Genomic DNA, 13,475 nt, shown 5'->3' on the forward strand with positions numbered 1-13,475 from the left:
TGTGAAGCCCTTTTTCGTTCCATCACTCGCTGGCGTTGTTGCCACGTAACAACCTATAGCCAGCCAGGAGACATTATTACCGCCTCTTGGCTAAGCGATTATTGCGTGACGTCTTCGCCAAACCATTTTTGAGAGATTTTTGCCAGGGAGCCATCCCGCTTCATTGCGTCAATCGCCCGGTTAATAGCCGCCAGCATTTCCGGGTTTCCTTTGCGTAATGCCACGCCCGAGGTGAGGCGTGAAAAAGGCGCCCCCGCAACTGCCAGCGTGTTATGCGTTTTCTTTACTAAGTCGAGGGCCGCCAGGCGATCGATTAAAATCGCATCGATACGCCCGATGCGTAAATCCTGATACTTTGTCGCATCATCATCGTAAGTGCGTACATCTACTCCCTGAACATTTTCTCGTAACCAGAGTTCGTAGTTAGTTCCCAGACCAACGCCCACTTTTTTATCTTTAAGATCGCTGGCTTTAGTTATCTGCTTTTCATTTCCTTTTTTTACCAGCGTTTGAATACCCGATACGGTATATGGCTCAGAAAAGTCATATTTCTGCTGACGTTCTTTGGAGAGCGTAACCTGATTGATAACCATATCGATACGTTTGGAATCCAGTGAAGCCAGCATGCCATCCCATCGGGTTGGCTTTAATGAGGCTTTAACACCCAGTCTCTGAGCGAGCGCCTGGGCAAACTCCACTTCAAAACCGGTGAGCTTGCCATCCTCACCCTGGAAACTAAACGGAGGGTAAGTGCCTTCCAGGCCGACTTTTAATGTACCGCTTGCCTTAACGGTATCCAGTAAGTTACCCGCCGCAAAAGTGTTCAGGCTCATACCCGCCGTCAGCGTAAGCGCCAGCACGCCCGTTATGGCCGCGCGTCCCCATCGTGTTAATTTCATAACATCCTCGAAATAGCGTTTTTTGTTTTTATCTGCACGTAAAAATGCGCTATCCGCACCTTCCCGTGAGAATAGAGCGATAGCGTCTATTTCCGGGAATTTCAGATTACCGCATAGGCTATTTACCTGCAGCTTCCGCGCAGCGCAGAGTCGTCAAGAATGGCGCTACGCCTTTAGCGTAGCCCAGTCTGCTTTTTTTGAAAGGAAACGTGATGCCGGTCCTGAAAAAGAGTCACCGGCGTATGATGTATTAATTTGAGGCAGGATAGGCTGCTTCGCCTTGAGAAGCCTGCTATTGTGCAAGATTATTGGAAGATGTAGAGGGAATTAGCGGATGCTGGTTTAGCCAGTCGGCGCATTCATCCGTAGGGCGCTCCACGCGCTGTAGCGTCATTCCCGCATATTCAAGCGTATCTCCGCTGCGTGATACGGAATATACGTCACGCGTATTTGTAACGTTATACAAGACATCCCCACGGCGCATTAATTTGCCGGGAAGCGCAATCACGCGCTGCCACTGGCGGCAGTCCAGGGTATCTCCCTGCGGAGTAACAATAAAACTCGCAATAGCCTCAGGGCTGACTAATTCACTCTGCGGCCCCGCGCTCTGCCAGTAGCCGTCAAGCCCTGCCGGCGGCGGCGTTTTTACGACATCATGATAATTATCCACTTGCACGCAGCCGGAAAGGCCCAGCAGCGCCAGCATGACACACAGTTTTTTCACGATTCATCCTGACCACGATAAAAAATTTATTGTGACATTAAAGCTGCCCATCTGCCAGACTCGCAATTAAGTACCTGAAGAACATCGAACCGGTCTATTTACGGTGCTTACGGTGCGTTTTACCAGCAAATGAGCACGCCTGCGACAAAATTGCCCAATTTTTCACCGCACGCTTGTCCTTTATTACACCTGCAAATGGTTAGGGTTAATTCATTACCTCAGCAAGATAAAGCACATTTCGCAAATACCAGATTTACCTGCGCACCTTTTAAAGGGGATAGGCATTACCGCAGCGCTATGACTCATAATTATAAGCCAGTGGGCTATTTATTTTGTTTATTGGCACTGACCGGTAGCCTGCGCATCAAACGCTTATATTTTAGCATTAGCGAATGCCCGCAGCTAAATCCATCGTCAAAAATAACGCTCGTTAATTATGTGGAATTATCTAAGCCAATATAGCCATTATTAATCTTTATCAAAAAATACCCTTTTAAAATAAAATGTTTTTAGTTCTCTCACAGATACAAAAGACGACCTAACTTTAAGAACTTTCCAGGCACATCAAACTTTGTTTTACGGGATAGTATGTACCCCAGAAATACAGCGAGCATTTTGATGATAGTGACAATGAAATAATGATGAAAATAACCCCCACAAAGAACATCGCAAATTTAAAACATAATAATAAGTAAAATCTATATTTTTTCACTCTTAAATTTTAGCGGTTATTGCATGATTTCGAGGTTTATATGTCAACTGTAATTATGGATGTTTGTAGCTATACCCGCATGGGATTAAATGATTATTTAATCGAACGCGGCGTGCGTGAGCGGCGGATAGCCAACGTAGAAAGTATCGGCGAACTGGAGGCGATATGCACATCCTGGCTTCCACAGGTAGTCTTCATTAATGAAGACTGCTTTATACATAAAACGTCTGCCAGCAGACAAATAAAAGATCTCATCAATCAGCATCCTGGAACACTGTTCATTATTTTTATGGCACTTGCCAATATCCATTTTAATGAATACCTGATGGTGAGAAAGAATCTATTACTCAGTTCAAAATCCATCACTCCGGCTTCGCTCGATACATTACTTGAAGATTATCTAACCCGGGCCGGGCGTTGCACCCACTCAATTAACCTACCCACACTTTCTTTAAGCAAAACGGAGTCCAATATGCTGCGGATGTGGATGTCCGGACAGGGTACCATCCAAATTTCTGATAAAATGAACATTAAAGCAAAAACCGTTTCTTCGCATAAAGGGAATATCAAGCGTAAAATAAAAACCCATAATAAGCAGGTAATTTATCACGTTGTACGCCTTGCCGATAACGTGACAAACGGCATCCATGTGAATATCCGTTAAGGAATTTATTCATCTACGCCCACATTATTTCATGGACATCACGATTTATATTATTTCTGTCATAAGTAGACATTAATCTTCTTTTTCGACAAAAACGCCATCAGGATGCCCTTTCTCATTAAAAAACCAAATGCCTAGTGGATATTCTTCTAAAGACACTAAATACATTGTGCCTTCATTAAAAGCCTCTACCGCCAATACCGTGCCTGAACGGCGCGGGCCGCCATCCGTCTTTACCGTAACTTTGTCATGTATTTTCATTGTTCTATTCTCATAAAAAACTGTCGTTCTCTTTATTTTAGCACGAGCGGTACTGCGTTTGTGGATTGTGGGAAGGTGTCCTGGCAGGCCAACGCCTGATATCCAGAGCGCGGCTATACTTAGCTTTCCTGTTGGCCGGAGGTGAAAATGAAAACAGATAAGGCATATAGCGAGACCGCACATCGTGAGATAGGCGTCAATGTTGAAGCGTTATTGGCGGCAATCGAAAATATCGCCCAAGGTGAAGTGAACTTTAGCGGAACACCAGAAGATCCCCAGCGCGTCAATGTGGACGGGCGAACATTTCATACCTGGGGCGAACTTGCGGAGGCTTTTGAGCTGGATATTCACGATTTCAGCGTTTCTGAGATCAATCGCTAAAGAAAAATATCCCGGCCGATTGGCCGGGATAAAACTTGCTAACAGCAAGAAGCACTTGAATATTCGTTACACCAGGAAATCTGATGCGGTGGACACTGTAGCTTCTATTTTTTCCTAAAACAAGAATATATTCTTATATCTAATGCATTATATGAATTGCATTCATAGGATGCATTACTCACACACCAAACCCACAGTCGCAAAAATTAACACAATCGATTGATTAATATAGGTAATTACACAATCACCTAAGTTAACAATCTTCATAGAGCCGATGAAATCCATGTCAGAATGCTTAAAGCTGCCACGTTTCAGCGATGAGTATCATTTGTTATAGCTGGCTAAAGATGGAGGGTTGTTTGCCAGCGGGGAAGTTCGCTAAGGCAATAAAATAAAATCCACCTGACCGGACGCAAAGCCCTACTCCTGAAGGTAAGGATATTCTCTATGCACAGGCGTCAACAGACTTTCTGTCCGCCGCCCTATGAGCGCCATCCGTCATTCAGTTATGCGTGGTATTTTGGTGTCATGACTTAAAATATTGGCTAAGCCAGAATATTAAGAGATGAATACTCGTTTAGACTCATGCCAGCGCGCCGCTTATATTGACGATATTCGCCACGGATATTTGTCCAGCCGCAGCCTTACACAATGAATAATCTTCTTTTCCCGCAGGCGGTGCCGGCATGGCAATACAAAAGGCGTAGCGATCATTGCGATTCATCACGCGAGATGACCCGGTTCCGCCCCTGCGCTTTAGCTTTATATAAGCGCCGATCGGCAATCATCTGCAGCTGCTCGAAATTACCGTTTTTATCTTCCAGGGATGAACTAACGCCAAATGAGGCGCTAATGTTTAATGTAATCGCATCAGTAATCGTAATATTCTCTTCATGAATGCGGGCCCGAATGCGCTCTGCAATCATCGCTGCCTGCTCAAGATTAGCGCCAGGCAGCACCGCGCAGAACTCTTCGCCTCCAACTCGCCCGGCAACATCCTCCCCGCGCAGTGCCTGGCTAATAATACCCGCAGCCCGAAATAGCACCCTATCGCCGGCATCGTGTCCAAAACTATCATTTATCCCTTTAAAATTATCCAAGTCCATTTGAATGACCGACAGCGGCCTGTTCATTAGTCGGCATTGCTCAATATTTGCCTGAGCCAGCTCAAAGAACGCGCCGCGATTATACAGTCGCGTCAAAGTATCGAAATTCGCCCGCCAGCTCAGAGATGAATGGAGCACCATCATATTTTTCACCAGCCGCCGAATGACAATCCACGATCCTAGTAACATTAATGTAAATAGTAGCCACAGCAGCCCCAGCACCGCGCTAACGCGCCCAAACTCGCTGCCAAATCCTTCATTAATGGTATTCGTCTTAATCAAAAAACCGTCAAAATGCGTCAGTTTCGACCATGCAATCGTATTATGGCTAAACCGCAGAACGCCCTGGTTTTGGATCTGCATTCGACCAGCAACATCAGCGAGCTGAATGGGCGTTAGCGCCGGAGCCGCTGAGAGACTGGCAGCGGTAGAAGCGATTAAATTAAACTGATTATCATAGAGTAACAGCGTGCCGTTTCGTCCCTTCGAAAGCAGCGAAGAGATTAGAAAGTCATGGATTGCCTGTACGGTAAAGTCCATTCCCAGCACCCCAAACCAACTATCGTCATAATCAAGCGGTATCGTCGCCGAAATCGCATTATTCTGCGCCCGGTCAGGCTCTGCGCTAAATTTCCAGCGGGGCCCGCGTTCACGATTGTTATGACGGGTATGTTCAATAAAGTCTGGACGAGAAATATGAGAGGTATAGCGGGTCAGTATTTGCCCGCTGTTATCTACCGGCAGGCTGGAAACATAATAACCCGCGCGCGAAACATAGAATGTTCTGCGAGATAGCGGGCTGTGCGTATCCGCGAGCTGCAATAAATAGCTAAACGCCAGCGAAGCGTCCAGCTCAGCAGATATGTAGTGAGGATCCCGACGTAATAAGTGATTGTTATGCACAAAATCGTCTGAAACGCCGCTAATCGGCATATTCAGGTTCATGCCAAGCCGAATTTGCCAGAAAGGCCGCCCGCGTACGGCTTCAAATGCGGCTTCCATCTCCTGCAAATGTTGAGACGTCCCGGGGTTGCGTAGCGCATACCGCATCGCATTACGAAAAAAGAGCAGGTTCCCCATGCTCTGCTGAAACTGCCTGTCCAACTCCGTCGCAATGTTATATACGCTATTTTGTTGGCGCGTCAGATAGACGCCTTCCAGCACAAGGCTTTCCCGCCAGGTTAACAGCGTAGAGCATAAGAAAACGATGACGAAACAGACGTTGACTACTCTACCGGGATTCTCAATCCCGCTAAATATGCGCTGAGGCCTGCCCGCATACACTGTGCGTTCTCTCCACTGTCAATTATGTCTCGGAAGGCGCGTCATACTGCGCTATATATACTTCTCCATCTATTACTTTAGCGCTCTATCCACGGGCATTAATACTGCAAACAGACAACCGTTACACGGCGCGTAGAAGTTAGTGGCAGCAGTGCCGCCGCGGCAGGCGCAGTAATATGAAAACACCGCGCTCTTACAGCAAGCGACCGCTCCGCCAGCAAAAAATCCACACGCTTTTATCAGAATGATGTAAGCCAACGGCTATGTTCCCGCATACCGCACATCAGGAAACAGAATAAAGCGTATTAGCGCGCTAATACGCGGAGTCTGCGTCACTGAATAAAAAGCTCGTCTTCCCGGAACGCTTCACGCTGAATTGCATACCCGTTATACCAGCGGCATTCCACCATTCCGCTGGCGAACCCGGTGATAACCATCCATTGCCCGCTGAGCCGATGCCGAATTCGGTCTCCTATCGCTAATTGCATGCCGTTTTACCTCGCTAAGGTTAACGTTATTCAGCGTAGCAAAAACCTGCCGTTTTTCCTGGCCTATCTATTTCAGATGCGATTTAGTGCGCAGGCTTTCCTCTTAAACGCTCAATGCCCGTAATAACCAGCAGCACCACACAACCCAACAAAAAACCAAATATCAGATTGACTGCAACCGGCAGGGTGGCCGCAACCAGCGCGTTGCCCTGCGCTGCCCAGCGTTCAACCGCGTGATGCATAGCGGGGATGCCGTGTACCACGATCCCCCCGCCCACCAGGAACATCGCCAGGGTACCAACGAAGGTCAGAGATTTCATCAGCCACGGCGCCAATACCAGCAGCCCTTTTCCTGCCATCCGCGCCAGAGCAGCCCGGCGCTCGGCCAGCCAAAAACCCATATCGTCCAGCTTCACGATAATGCCAACCAGCCCATAAACACCGATAGTAACAAGAATGGCGATTCCCGCCAGAATCAATACCTGATTGAGCAGCGGCGCATCGGCAACAATACCTAACGTAATAGCAACGATTTCTGCAGATAAAATAAAATCGGTGCGTACCGCACCCTTTACCTTATCGCGCTCATAGGCCATGGCATCCTGCGAAGCAAGGCTATCCAGCCTCTGCTGACGTATTTCCGGGCTTTTTTTCTGACCGCGAGCTTTGAGGCCGTGAATCACTTTTTCCGCGCCTTCAAAACAGAGAAACGTACCGCCCAGCATCAGAAGCGGTGTAATCGCCCACGGCGCGAACGCGCTAATAACCAGCGCCAGCGGCACCAGGATAAGTTTATTAAGAAAAGAACCTTTAGCCACACCCCAGACTACCGGCAGCTCCCGGTTCGCCCGTACACCAGTAACCTGCTGCGCATTTAATGAAAGATCATCGCCTAATACGCCGGCCGTTTTTTTGGCTGCAACTTTTCCCATGACGGAAATATCATCCAGTAATGTCGCAATATCATCTAATAGAGTTAATAAACTACTTCCTGCCAAAATATATTTTCCCCGTGTGGGTAGAGAGATAACACTGCGTTAAGTATGAATCAAAAGCAGACTAACGGAAATGCGTATTGCTGTGACAATGACGGAAATAGATGTGTCGTAAAATTTTAAACGCCGCGCGTTCGAAAAGCTCCGTGGGCAACAGGCTAACTATTTTCAGTTGGCTCAGGATCGGGTAACCGGCGAATACCTCGCGTATCAATTTCCGCGCTATCGGTACCTTCGCATAACCATTCTTCCAGGCGCTCGCTTAACGCGGCATCGGTAAGCTTTTCTCGCCCGCGCAGCGCGCACTCCCAAATAATTAATACCCGCCAACCCGCTTCCTGTAAGCGTATTCTGGCACGCTTATCGCGAATAACGTTGCCCTCGATTTTTTGCAGCCAAAAGGCCGTGCGCGTCGCGGGCAACTTAAACAGATAACAGTCATGGTGATGCCAAAAACAACCGTGCGTAAAAATGATGCAGCCATATTGCGGGACGACAAAATCAGGCCGCCCGGTAAGCGTCGGATCCTGAGTATGAAAAGCGACGCCCAAATCCATAAGCAACGCGGACAGCCGCCGTTCAATCGCCGTATCGCGGGTTTTGATTGCCCGCATATTTTTACTGCGCACGGCGTGACTGTGCACATCAGCCATAATCGCGTCGCTTATTCTTCATTACGCCGCGTAACTGCCTGCAAAATACGGCTTTCCAGCAGGCGCGCCACGGCGGCAAAAACCGGCACGATCACAGAGTTACCAAACTGACGATAAGCCTGCGTGTCCGAAACCGGGATACGAAAACGCGCTTCACCCGGCCGTTCAAATCCCATGAGCCGTGCACATTCCCGGGGCGTTAGCCGTCGCGGCCTGCGCAACTGATTAACTTTATTATGAAAATCCCTTTCGCCCAGCGCCAGATCCCAGCCGCGATCGATAAGAATTTCCGCCCCATCTTTATAGTAACGTGCCGACAACGTGCGCGCCACGCTCTGTGGATTTTGCGGATCGACCAATCCATAACCAAAACCGTTACCTTTCGCCTGGTGCTTTTTGGCGTACTGATACAGATAATGCCACAGGGTTGGGGTAAGCAAATATTTATCCGCTACCTGAGTATCCAGCAGATCGGCAAATGTCGGCTTGTGTATGGGGTAATAATGTGGAAGTGAACTCAGTGAAAATCCCTGTTCCAACTGCATGTCGCGGCGAAATCCCACCAAAACGATGCGCTCCCGATGCTGGGGAAGAAAATGGCGACCGTCTACAATTTTAGGGTCGCTGGCGCCCTCGGACTGCGCATCGGCCACTTCATAGCCTAGCGCGTCCAGCGTTTGCATGATGATGCGAAATGTATTGCCTTTGTCGTGACTTTTCAGGTTTTTAACGTTTTCCAGCACGAAAATAGGCGGACGGCGGGCGGCGATAATGCGGGCAACATCAAAAAAGAGCGTTCCCTGAGTTTCGCAGGCAAATCCATGCGCCCGCCCCAGCGCATTCTTTTTCGATACGCCCGCCAGCGAAAATGGCTGGCAAGGAAAGCCGGCCAGCAGAACATCATGTTGGGGGATTTGCGCCCGAATATGCGCGTGCGCCTGCTCTTCATCGATATCGTTATTGCCGCTCAGCGTAACATCGCGGATATCCTCATTGAAGCGGTGTTGTTCAGCATCGCAATACCAGTTTGCTTTATAGGTGCGCACGGCGAATTTATTCCATTCGCTGGTAAATACGCACTGGCCGCCAATGGCATCGAATCCGCTGCGTAGACCGCCGATGCCGGCAAACAAATCGATAAAGCGAAATGCATAATGCCCGTGGTGCGCAGGCGGTGAAGGCAACAGGCGCTGCAACATAGTGGTCTCTTCTTCGGTCAACGTGCGTCCGGGGGATTTCCCGTTATGCCAGCGATTGAACGTCTCCCGGCTCCAGTCACCGCTTACGGAGTTTAGCCAGTGTGCCACCGTTTTTTGATCGTAAATTTCGAGGATTTTTTTTGTTAGCGCGCAATCCTGCTCTCGCCGTTGAGCGAGACGCGCCTGCGTTTGCCGATGTAGTTTTTCGGCAATATGCCCGGGGTGCTCCATTCGCAGTATCCATTGGGAAAATAGAGCAGAACTCTATCACTGATTTAACCCAGGGAGAACCTGTGCTTCAGGCGTGAATCACAGGAAATGCACCAAAATCCCCCTCGCTTTACGCTGACGAAACGGCGATGGGAATGTATCAGGAAAGAGAAGGCAGAGACTTCGGGCAGGCAGGCTACCTGTTCTTAATCCTCAGCCGCGCTTTCCTGCGGTTTGCAAAAGCGCGTATACTGTGCGATGAGGTTCGGCGCGCAAAGCGCAGCGAACGAACGCTACCCGGAGAGACAATATCGCTTGCGGCGATACACAACCAATACGGGTCGCCTATCGGCGGCGTATCTTAGCGAAAGCGCTTATTTGCATCGGGTTAAACGATAAGACCGGTTGCTTATTAATCAGGCCAATACCTAGCGCCCTCTTGGGCGCGTGTACCAGGCTATCATCCCTAATGTCACTGCAACCAGCCCGGGGCCGCTGTACTTGAATAACGCACCGGCAGCGCCATGGATTAGAGAATGAAAGGTAAAATAGACGTTGCTGCCAGTATCGCTTTCATCCGAGCTGGCGCTCATTAAATAACGTGCCAGCGACACCAAAAAATAGCAGCAGCAGGCATAAAATGCCCATAAAGCGAGGCGGCCTCCCAGCCCACGCGTCGGTTTCTCTTCCATTATTCACCGTATACTTTCTATCCATAACTACACACACGTGCAGCTTGCTCCCTGCGGGGGCTGTTTTAGCATACTTTATAGGGTTAGCGTGGAAACATTCGCGGTCATATTGTGCAAGGTCAAAAATGGGGGCAACGGAAGGAGCCAGGCAAACACATCGGACGTATTTGCCTTCAGATGATATTAGAAAAGTGAAAATAACAGCGCGACGGGAAAGCTCATTGGCCAGGTTATCCCAACCAGAAACGCGCTCAATAAGCGCATACTTAATCGATCCCTGGCCAGAAAAAAAACAATAACGCCTGAAATAAGCGCCATCACGCCATAAAACACCAGCATTTGTTGGTAAATTGTCATGATAAATAAAATAAAACGTTATTTTCGCGCGTACTATGCGCTTTTTTATTTTTAAGATCAACGACGTCCCTGTTTAAACATTCGCAAACATTGGCGCTGATGCTGATGCTGAAAATGAAACCTTCTCCTGCTTAATCGTATAAATTACCCTTTCTTTTATGCTGCCCGGGCCGTCACCGTAAGCAAAGCTGCGCTAACTAAATGCGCACAGCGGCTGCAAACAAAAGTAAGCCGTCGACAGTCAGGATAAAACGCTAAAGCAGTGATACTAACGACGGAGAACGTCCATCCTCCGCGGTTGCCGTCCTAAGATAACGCGACAGAGGATTAATGGATACCCAGGCGGTGAGCAAAAGAAATTTCTTCCCGTAGCTCCAGCGATGTCAGCTCCATTAAATCAGCAAACTCAAGCTGAAGCTGGCGTACGCGAGTCAGAAACTGAGCGGGCGTCAGTTGTGCAGCTTCGCGGCGAATATATTCAAGCGCCAGCGCGGTAGGGTTAAGCTCGGTTTTCATATAATCCTCGTTACTCGTGAAATGTATAAATAGCATATCACACTCAACTTGATTAAAAAATAACCCAACCGGAGTAAAACACCAATGAAATAGGAAAAATACAACATAAATGTCTATATAAAACGCAAATCATTCACATATAAAGCCATAAAACAAAGAAGTATCACAATAAAACCCTTAAAAATTATTTTCAATGGCGCTTCATTATTAGAAGAGATTGCGCGTCGCGCCGCTCTTGCTTTAAGGCTGGATAAATATAGCTGGCGGTTGGGAGGCATTAGTGAGGATTATTCATCACCGGCAGGCCAGTCAAAGTACGCCCCTTTGGATACTACCTTCGTTCAGGCTTTGCCTGCATGTCTGAGCGGCAAAATACCTTTCACCGAGACTCCCCGCCACGCCCTACAATCCAATCCAGTTAATGCGGCGTTTACCTGCGCCGCGCTAACGCTCATTTCAGCCAAACGACGATTAGGCTGATATGCTGGGGGAGCCACCCTGAACGCCCGGGCGATATACCACCCGGCGGACCTACGCCATTATTTATAATTAATGGTGTAGGTCACCTGCGCGGAAACATTCCCCGCTTTAACCGGTTTGCCCGTTGCAATTAGCCGGGCTGAGAGCGGGATCACAATACTGGCTGCACCATTATTCGCCAGAGTTTGCGTGTATTCGCTGCCCAGCGATACCGGCAAATTGGCGCTGCCGCCTTTTGATACCTGCACGGCAATGCCCTCTGCCTGCCCAACCCCGCCTTTGGTAGCCACAATCCCTTTCGCGCTATCCAGGTTACCCTGATTACCGTTAAGCGTTACGCCAAGAACATTGTTGGTATAGGCAGCAAAGGTGGTTGGTCCTACGGTGTAACTACCGCTAATCTGCGCCTGATCAAACTTGCTGTCCCCTTTATTCTGATAACCGGTAAATTTTTGACAGTTGGTTAAACGAATGGATGCATCTTTCCAGGGCGTGGGCGTAGCCGCTGAAATTTGAGAGGCAGTATAAGACCCCAGATCGACATCGACTCGGGCAGGAGTCGTACAGGTAGGAGCGGTAATGTTTACATTGCCAGCAAAATTAATAATCATATATCTGGCGGGGAGCTTATTTACTGTCCCACCGATGCTGTGCACGCTAAATTCCACGCGCGGCAGCGTAAGCGCATTTAGCGCCGCCGGTGCCACCGGCCCAGTTTTTACCAGCATAAAGGTCAAATTACGCCGATGAAGATTCCCAGTTGTAAAAAACTTTTTTCGTTCTGTACCAGTAAGGGTAGCGGTTGCCTGTACTCCATCTAAACTAGATTGATCGGCAATTGCCTCAAGCGTAGAGGTAACATAATGCCCGAGAAGGTAATAACGCACCCCAATACCCGGAACACTTGTTTGATAAGTATAGTCATCACTGCCGACTAAAACACCATTCGCTACCCGGTTACGCAGCTCCAGACTTACCGTTTCGGTGCCCGTTCCCGACGGAATGTAACACTCGACTATCGAAATTAAACTTGTACCGTTTACCGCATTAAGGCGCCCGCGGAAAAGCACGGTGCCAACGGGAAGATCGTCAGTGGCCGAAATCGTCGGCACGGTATCAAGCTGAATAGTTGGCTTCCCACCGGTGGGTGATATTTCACAGGTGGCCGCAGCCGCCGTCTCACCGACACACGCATAGAGCATAACGCTGGCCAGAGCGCCATACAGTCCCCACCGTTTTACTCTAATTTTTACTTTAGCGGCGATGCGCATAGGTGCCTCTCTTTTGTCCACAAAACGGTCAGTTATATTTCAGGGTAACGGTCATCACGGCGCTAAGCGTGCCCGGACTGACCGGCGTAGCCGTCGCCAAATAATAAACCGCCAGATCCTGTACGCTGCCTTTACCTGCACTTAGAGTAATAGGATACGTTTGCGAACCAGCGGGATCGTTGAATAGCTGCGGTTGATTACCCTTTCTGATGCCAAACGCAACGTTCGTGGCGCTGCCCGTCGCGGCTATCTCCGGCCCGCTTACCGCTTTATCTTTAGACACAACTACCGATAACGCGCCATCGGCGACATCGGCGCACTGCGTAACGTTAATCACAAACGAGGTGGCTCCCGCCGTCATGCCTTTTGCAGTGAGAGACGACGTAGAGATATTGGGCAAATCGACCGTGGCATGGGTTAAGCCGTTGACGTCTACTGAACAGGTAGCAGAGGTAATTTTCGCCGAAAAATCCAGCATACCGGAGCTGACCGCCGAGGCGCCAAAGCTCATTATTCCCAACAGCGCGCCAACGTATTTGCTCATTGTTTTCATTGAACATCCTTATATTCTTAATTCGTTAAA

General features: G+C 48.7%; 16 protein-coding genes. 3 read left to right on the plus strand and 13 right to left on the minus strand.

Annotation, left to right across the window (positions count from 1 at the left end; translation table 11 throughout):
* Positions 1–98 precede the first annotated feature (98 nt).
* Together tcyJ and yedD are read right to left on the minus strand one after the other, a co-directional pair.
* Positions 99–899, minus strand: a complete 801-nt coding sequence (gene tcyJ / locus SFA31_RS16165; protein WP_322838914.1) for a cystine ABC transporter substrate-binding protein — start codon at positions 897–899, stop codon at positions 99–101.
* Positions 900–1,191: 292 nt separating this feature from the next.
* A complete protein-coding gene (gene yedD / locus SFA31_RS16170; RefSeq protein WP_322838915.1) occupies positions 1,192–1,623 on the minus strand; it encodes a lipoprotein YedD in 432 nt (143 codons plus the stop codon).
* Between the two features lie 752 nt (positions 1,624–2,375).
* On the opposite strand from yedD, the gene rcsA reads away from it, so the two are divergent.
* Complete coding sequence (gene rcsA, locus SFA31_RS16175; RefSeq protein ID WP_322838916.1) at positions 2,376–2,999, plus strand: transcriptional regulator RcsA; 624 nt, start codon at positions 2,376–2,378, stop codon at positions 2,997–2,999.
* Between the two features lie 72 nt (positions 3,000–3,071).
* Here rcsA and dsrB read toward each other — a convergent pair whose 3' ends face one another.
* The gene (gene dsrB, locus SFA31_RS16180) at positions 3,072–3,260 is read right to left on the minus strand and encodes a protein DsrB (protein ID WP_322838917.1); all 189 of its coding nucleotides are present in this window, start codon (positions 3,258–3,260) and stop codon (positions 3,072–3,074) included.
* Between the two features lie 147 nt (positions 3,261–3,407).
* Here dsrB and yodD point away from each other — a divergent pair, with 147 nt between their 5' ends.
* On the plus strand, positions 3,408–3,641 hold the full coding sequence (gene yodD, locus SFA31_RS16185) for a YodD family peroxide/acid resistance protein (RefSeq protein ID WP_322838918.1): 234 nt from the start codon (positions 3,408–3,410) through the stop codon (positions 3,639–3,641).
* Between the two features lie 710 nt (positions 3,642–4,351).
* Here yodD and dgcQ read toward each other — a convergent pair.
* The 5 genes from dgcQ to SFA31_RS16210 all read right to left on the minus strand — a co-directional run bounded on the left by dgcQ (position 4,352) and on the right by SFA31_RS16210 (position 9,597).
* Positions 4,352–6,031: a cellulose biosynthesis regulator diguanylate cyclase DgcQ gene (gene dgcQ / locus SFA31_RS16190; RefSeq protein ID WP_322838919.1), complete on the minus strand. Its 1,680-nt coding sequence runs from the start codon at positions 6,029–6,031 to the stop codon at positions 4,352–4,354.
* Positions 6,032–6,363: 332 nt separating this feature from the next.
* A complete protein-coding gene (locus tag SFA31_RS16195; protein WP_322838920.1) occupies positions 6,364–6,519 on the minus strand; it encodes a DUF2158 domain-containing protein in 156 nt (51 codons plus the stop codon).
* Between the two features lie 83 nt (positions 6,520–6,602).
* The gene (locus SFA31_RS16200; RefSeq protein WP_322838921.1) at positions 6,603–7,517 is read right to left on the minus strand and encodes a DUF808 family protein; all 915 of its coding nucleotides are present in this window, start codon (positions 7,515–7,517) and stop codon (positions 6,603–6,605) included.
* 155 nt (positions 7,518–7,672) lie between these two features.
* Positions 7,673–8,167 (minus strand): DNA mismatch endonuclease Vsr, encoded by a 495-nt coding sequence (locus SFA31_RS16205; protein WP_322838922.1) that lies wholly within the window; start codon positions 8,165–8,167, stop codon positions 7,673–7,675.
* An 11-nt stretch (positions 8,168–8,178) separates the two neighbouring features.
* Complete coding sequence (locus tag SFA31_RS16210; protein ID WP_322838923.1) at positions 8,179–9,597, minus strand: DNA cytosine methyltransferase; 1,419 nt, start codon at positions 9,595–9,597, stop codon at positions 8,179–8,181.
* Between the two features lie 134 nt (positions 9,598–9,731).
* Between SFA31_RS16210 and SFA31_RS16215 the strand changes: the two genes are divergently transcribed.
* Positions 9,732–9,941 carry a hypothetical protein gene (locus tag SFA31_RS16215; protein ID WP_322838924.1) on the plus strand — a complete coding sequence of 70 codons (210 nt, stop codon included), beginning with the start codon at positions 9,732–9,734 and terminating at the stop codon, positions 9,939–9,941.
* Positions 9,942–10,004: 63 nt separating this feature from the next.
* Here SFA31_RS16215 and drpB read toward each other — a convergent pair whose 3' ends face one another.
* The 5 genes from drpB to SFA31_RS16240 all read right to left on the minus strand — a co-directional run bounded on the left by drpB (position 10,005) and on the right by SFA31_RS16240 (position 13,445).
* Positions 10,005–10,268, minus strand: coding sequence for a cell division protein DrpB (gene drpB / locus SFA31_RS16220; protein ID WP_322838925.1), 264 nt, complete (start codon positions 10,266–10,268; stop codon positions 10,005–10,007).
* Positions 10,269–10,451: 183 nt separating this feature from the next.
* Entirely contained in the window at positions 10,452–10,625 is a 174-nt protein-coding gene (locus SFA31_RS16225) for a GhoT/OrtT family toxin (protein WP_322838926.1), read from the minus strand.
* A 327-nt stretch (positions 10,626–10,952) separates the two neighbouring features.
* Entirely contained in the window at positions 10,953–11,141 is a 189-nt protein-coding gene (locus tag SFA31_RS16230; RefSeq protein WP_322838927.1) for a YdiH family protein, read from the minus strand.
* A 539-nt stretch (positions 11,142–11,680) separates the two neighbouring features.
* Positions 11,681–12,892: a fimbrial protein gene (locus SFA31_RS16235; protein ID WP_322838928.1), complete on the minus strand. Its 1,212-nt coding sequence runs from the start codon at positions 12,890–12,892 to the stop codon at positions 11,681–11,683.
* 28 nt (positions 12,893–12,920) lie between these two features.
* Entirely contained in the window at positions 12,921–13,445 is a 525-nt protein-coding gene (locus SFA31_RS16240; RefSeq protein WP_322838929.1) for a fimbrial protein, read from the minus strand.
* Positions 13,446–13,475: the final 30 nt, after the last annotated feature.

The sequence above is a fragment of the Erwinia sp. HR93 genome (assembly GCF_034555055.1).
GTDB classification, from domain to species: domain Bacteria; phylum Pseudomonadota; class Gammaproteobacteria; order Enterobacterales; family Enterobacteriaceae; genus Apirhabdus; species Apirhabdus apintestini.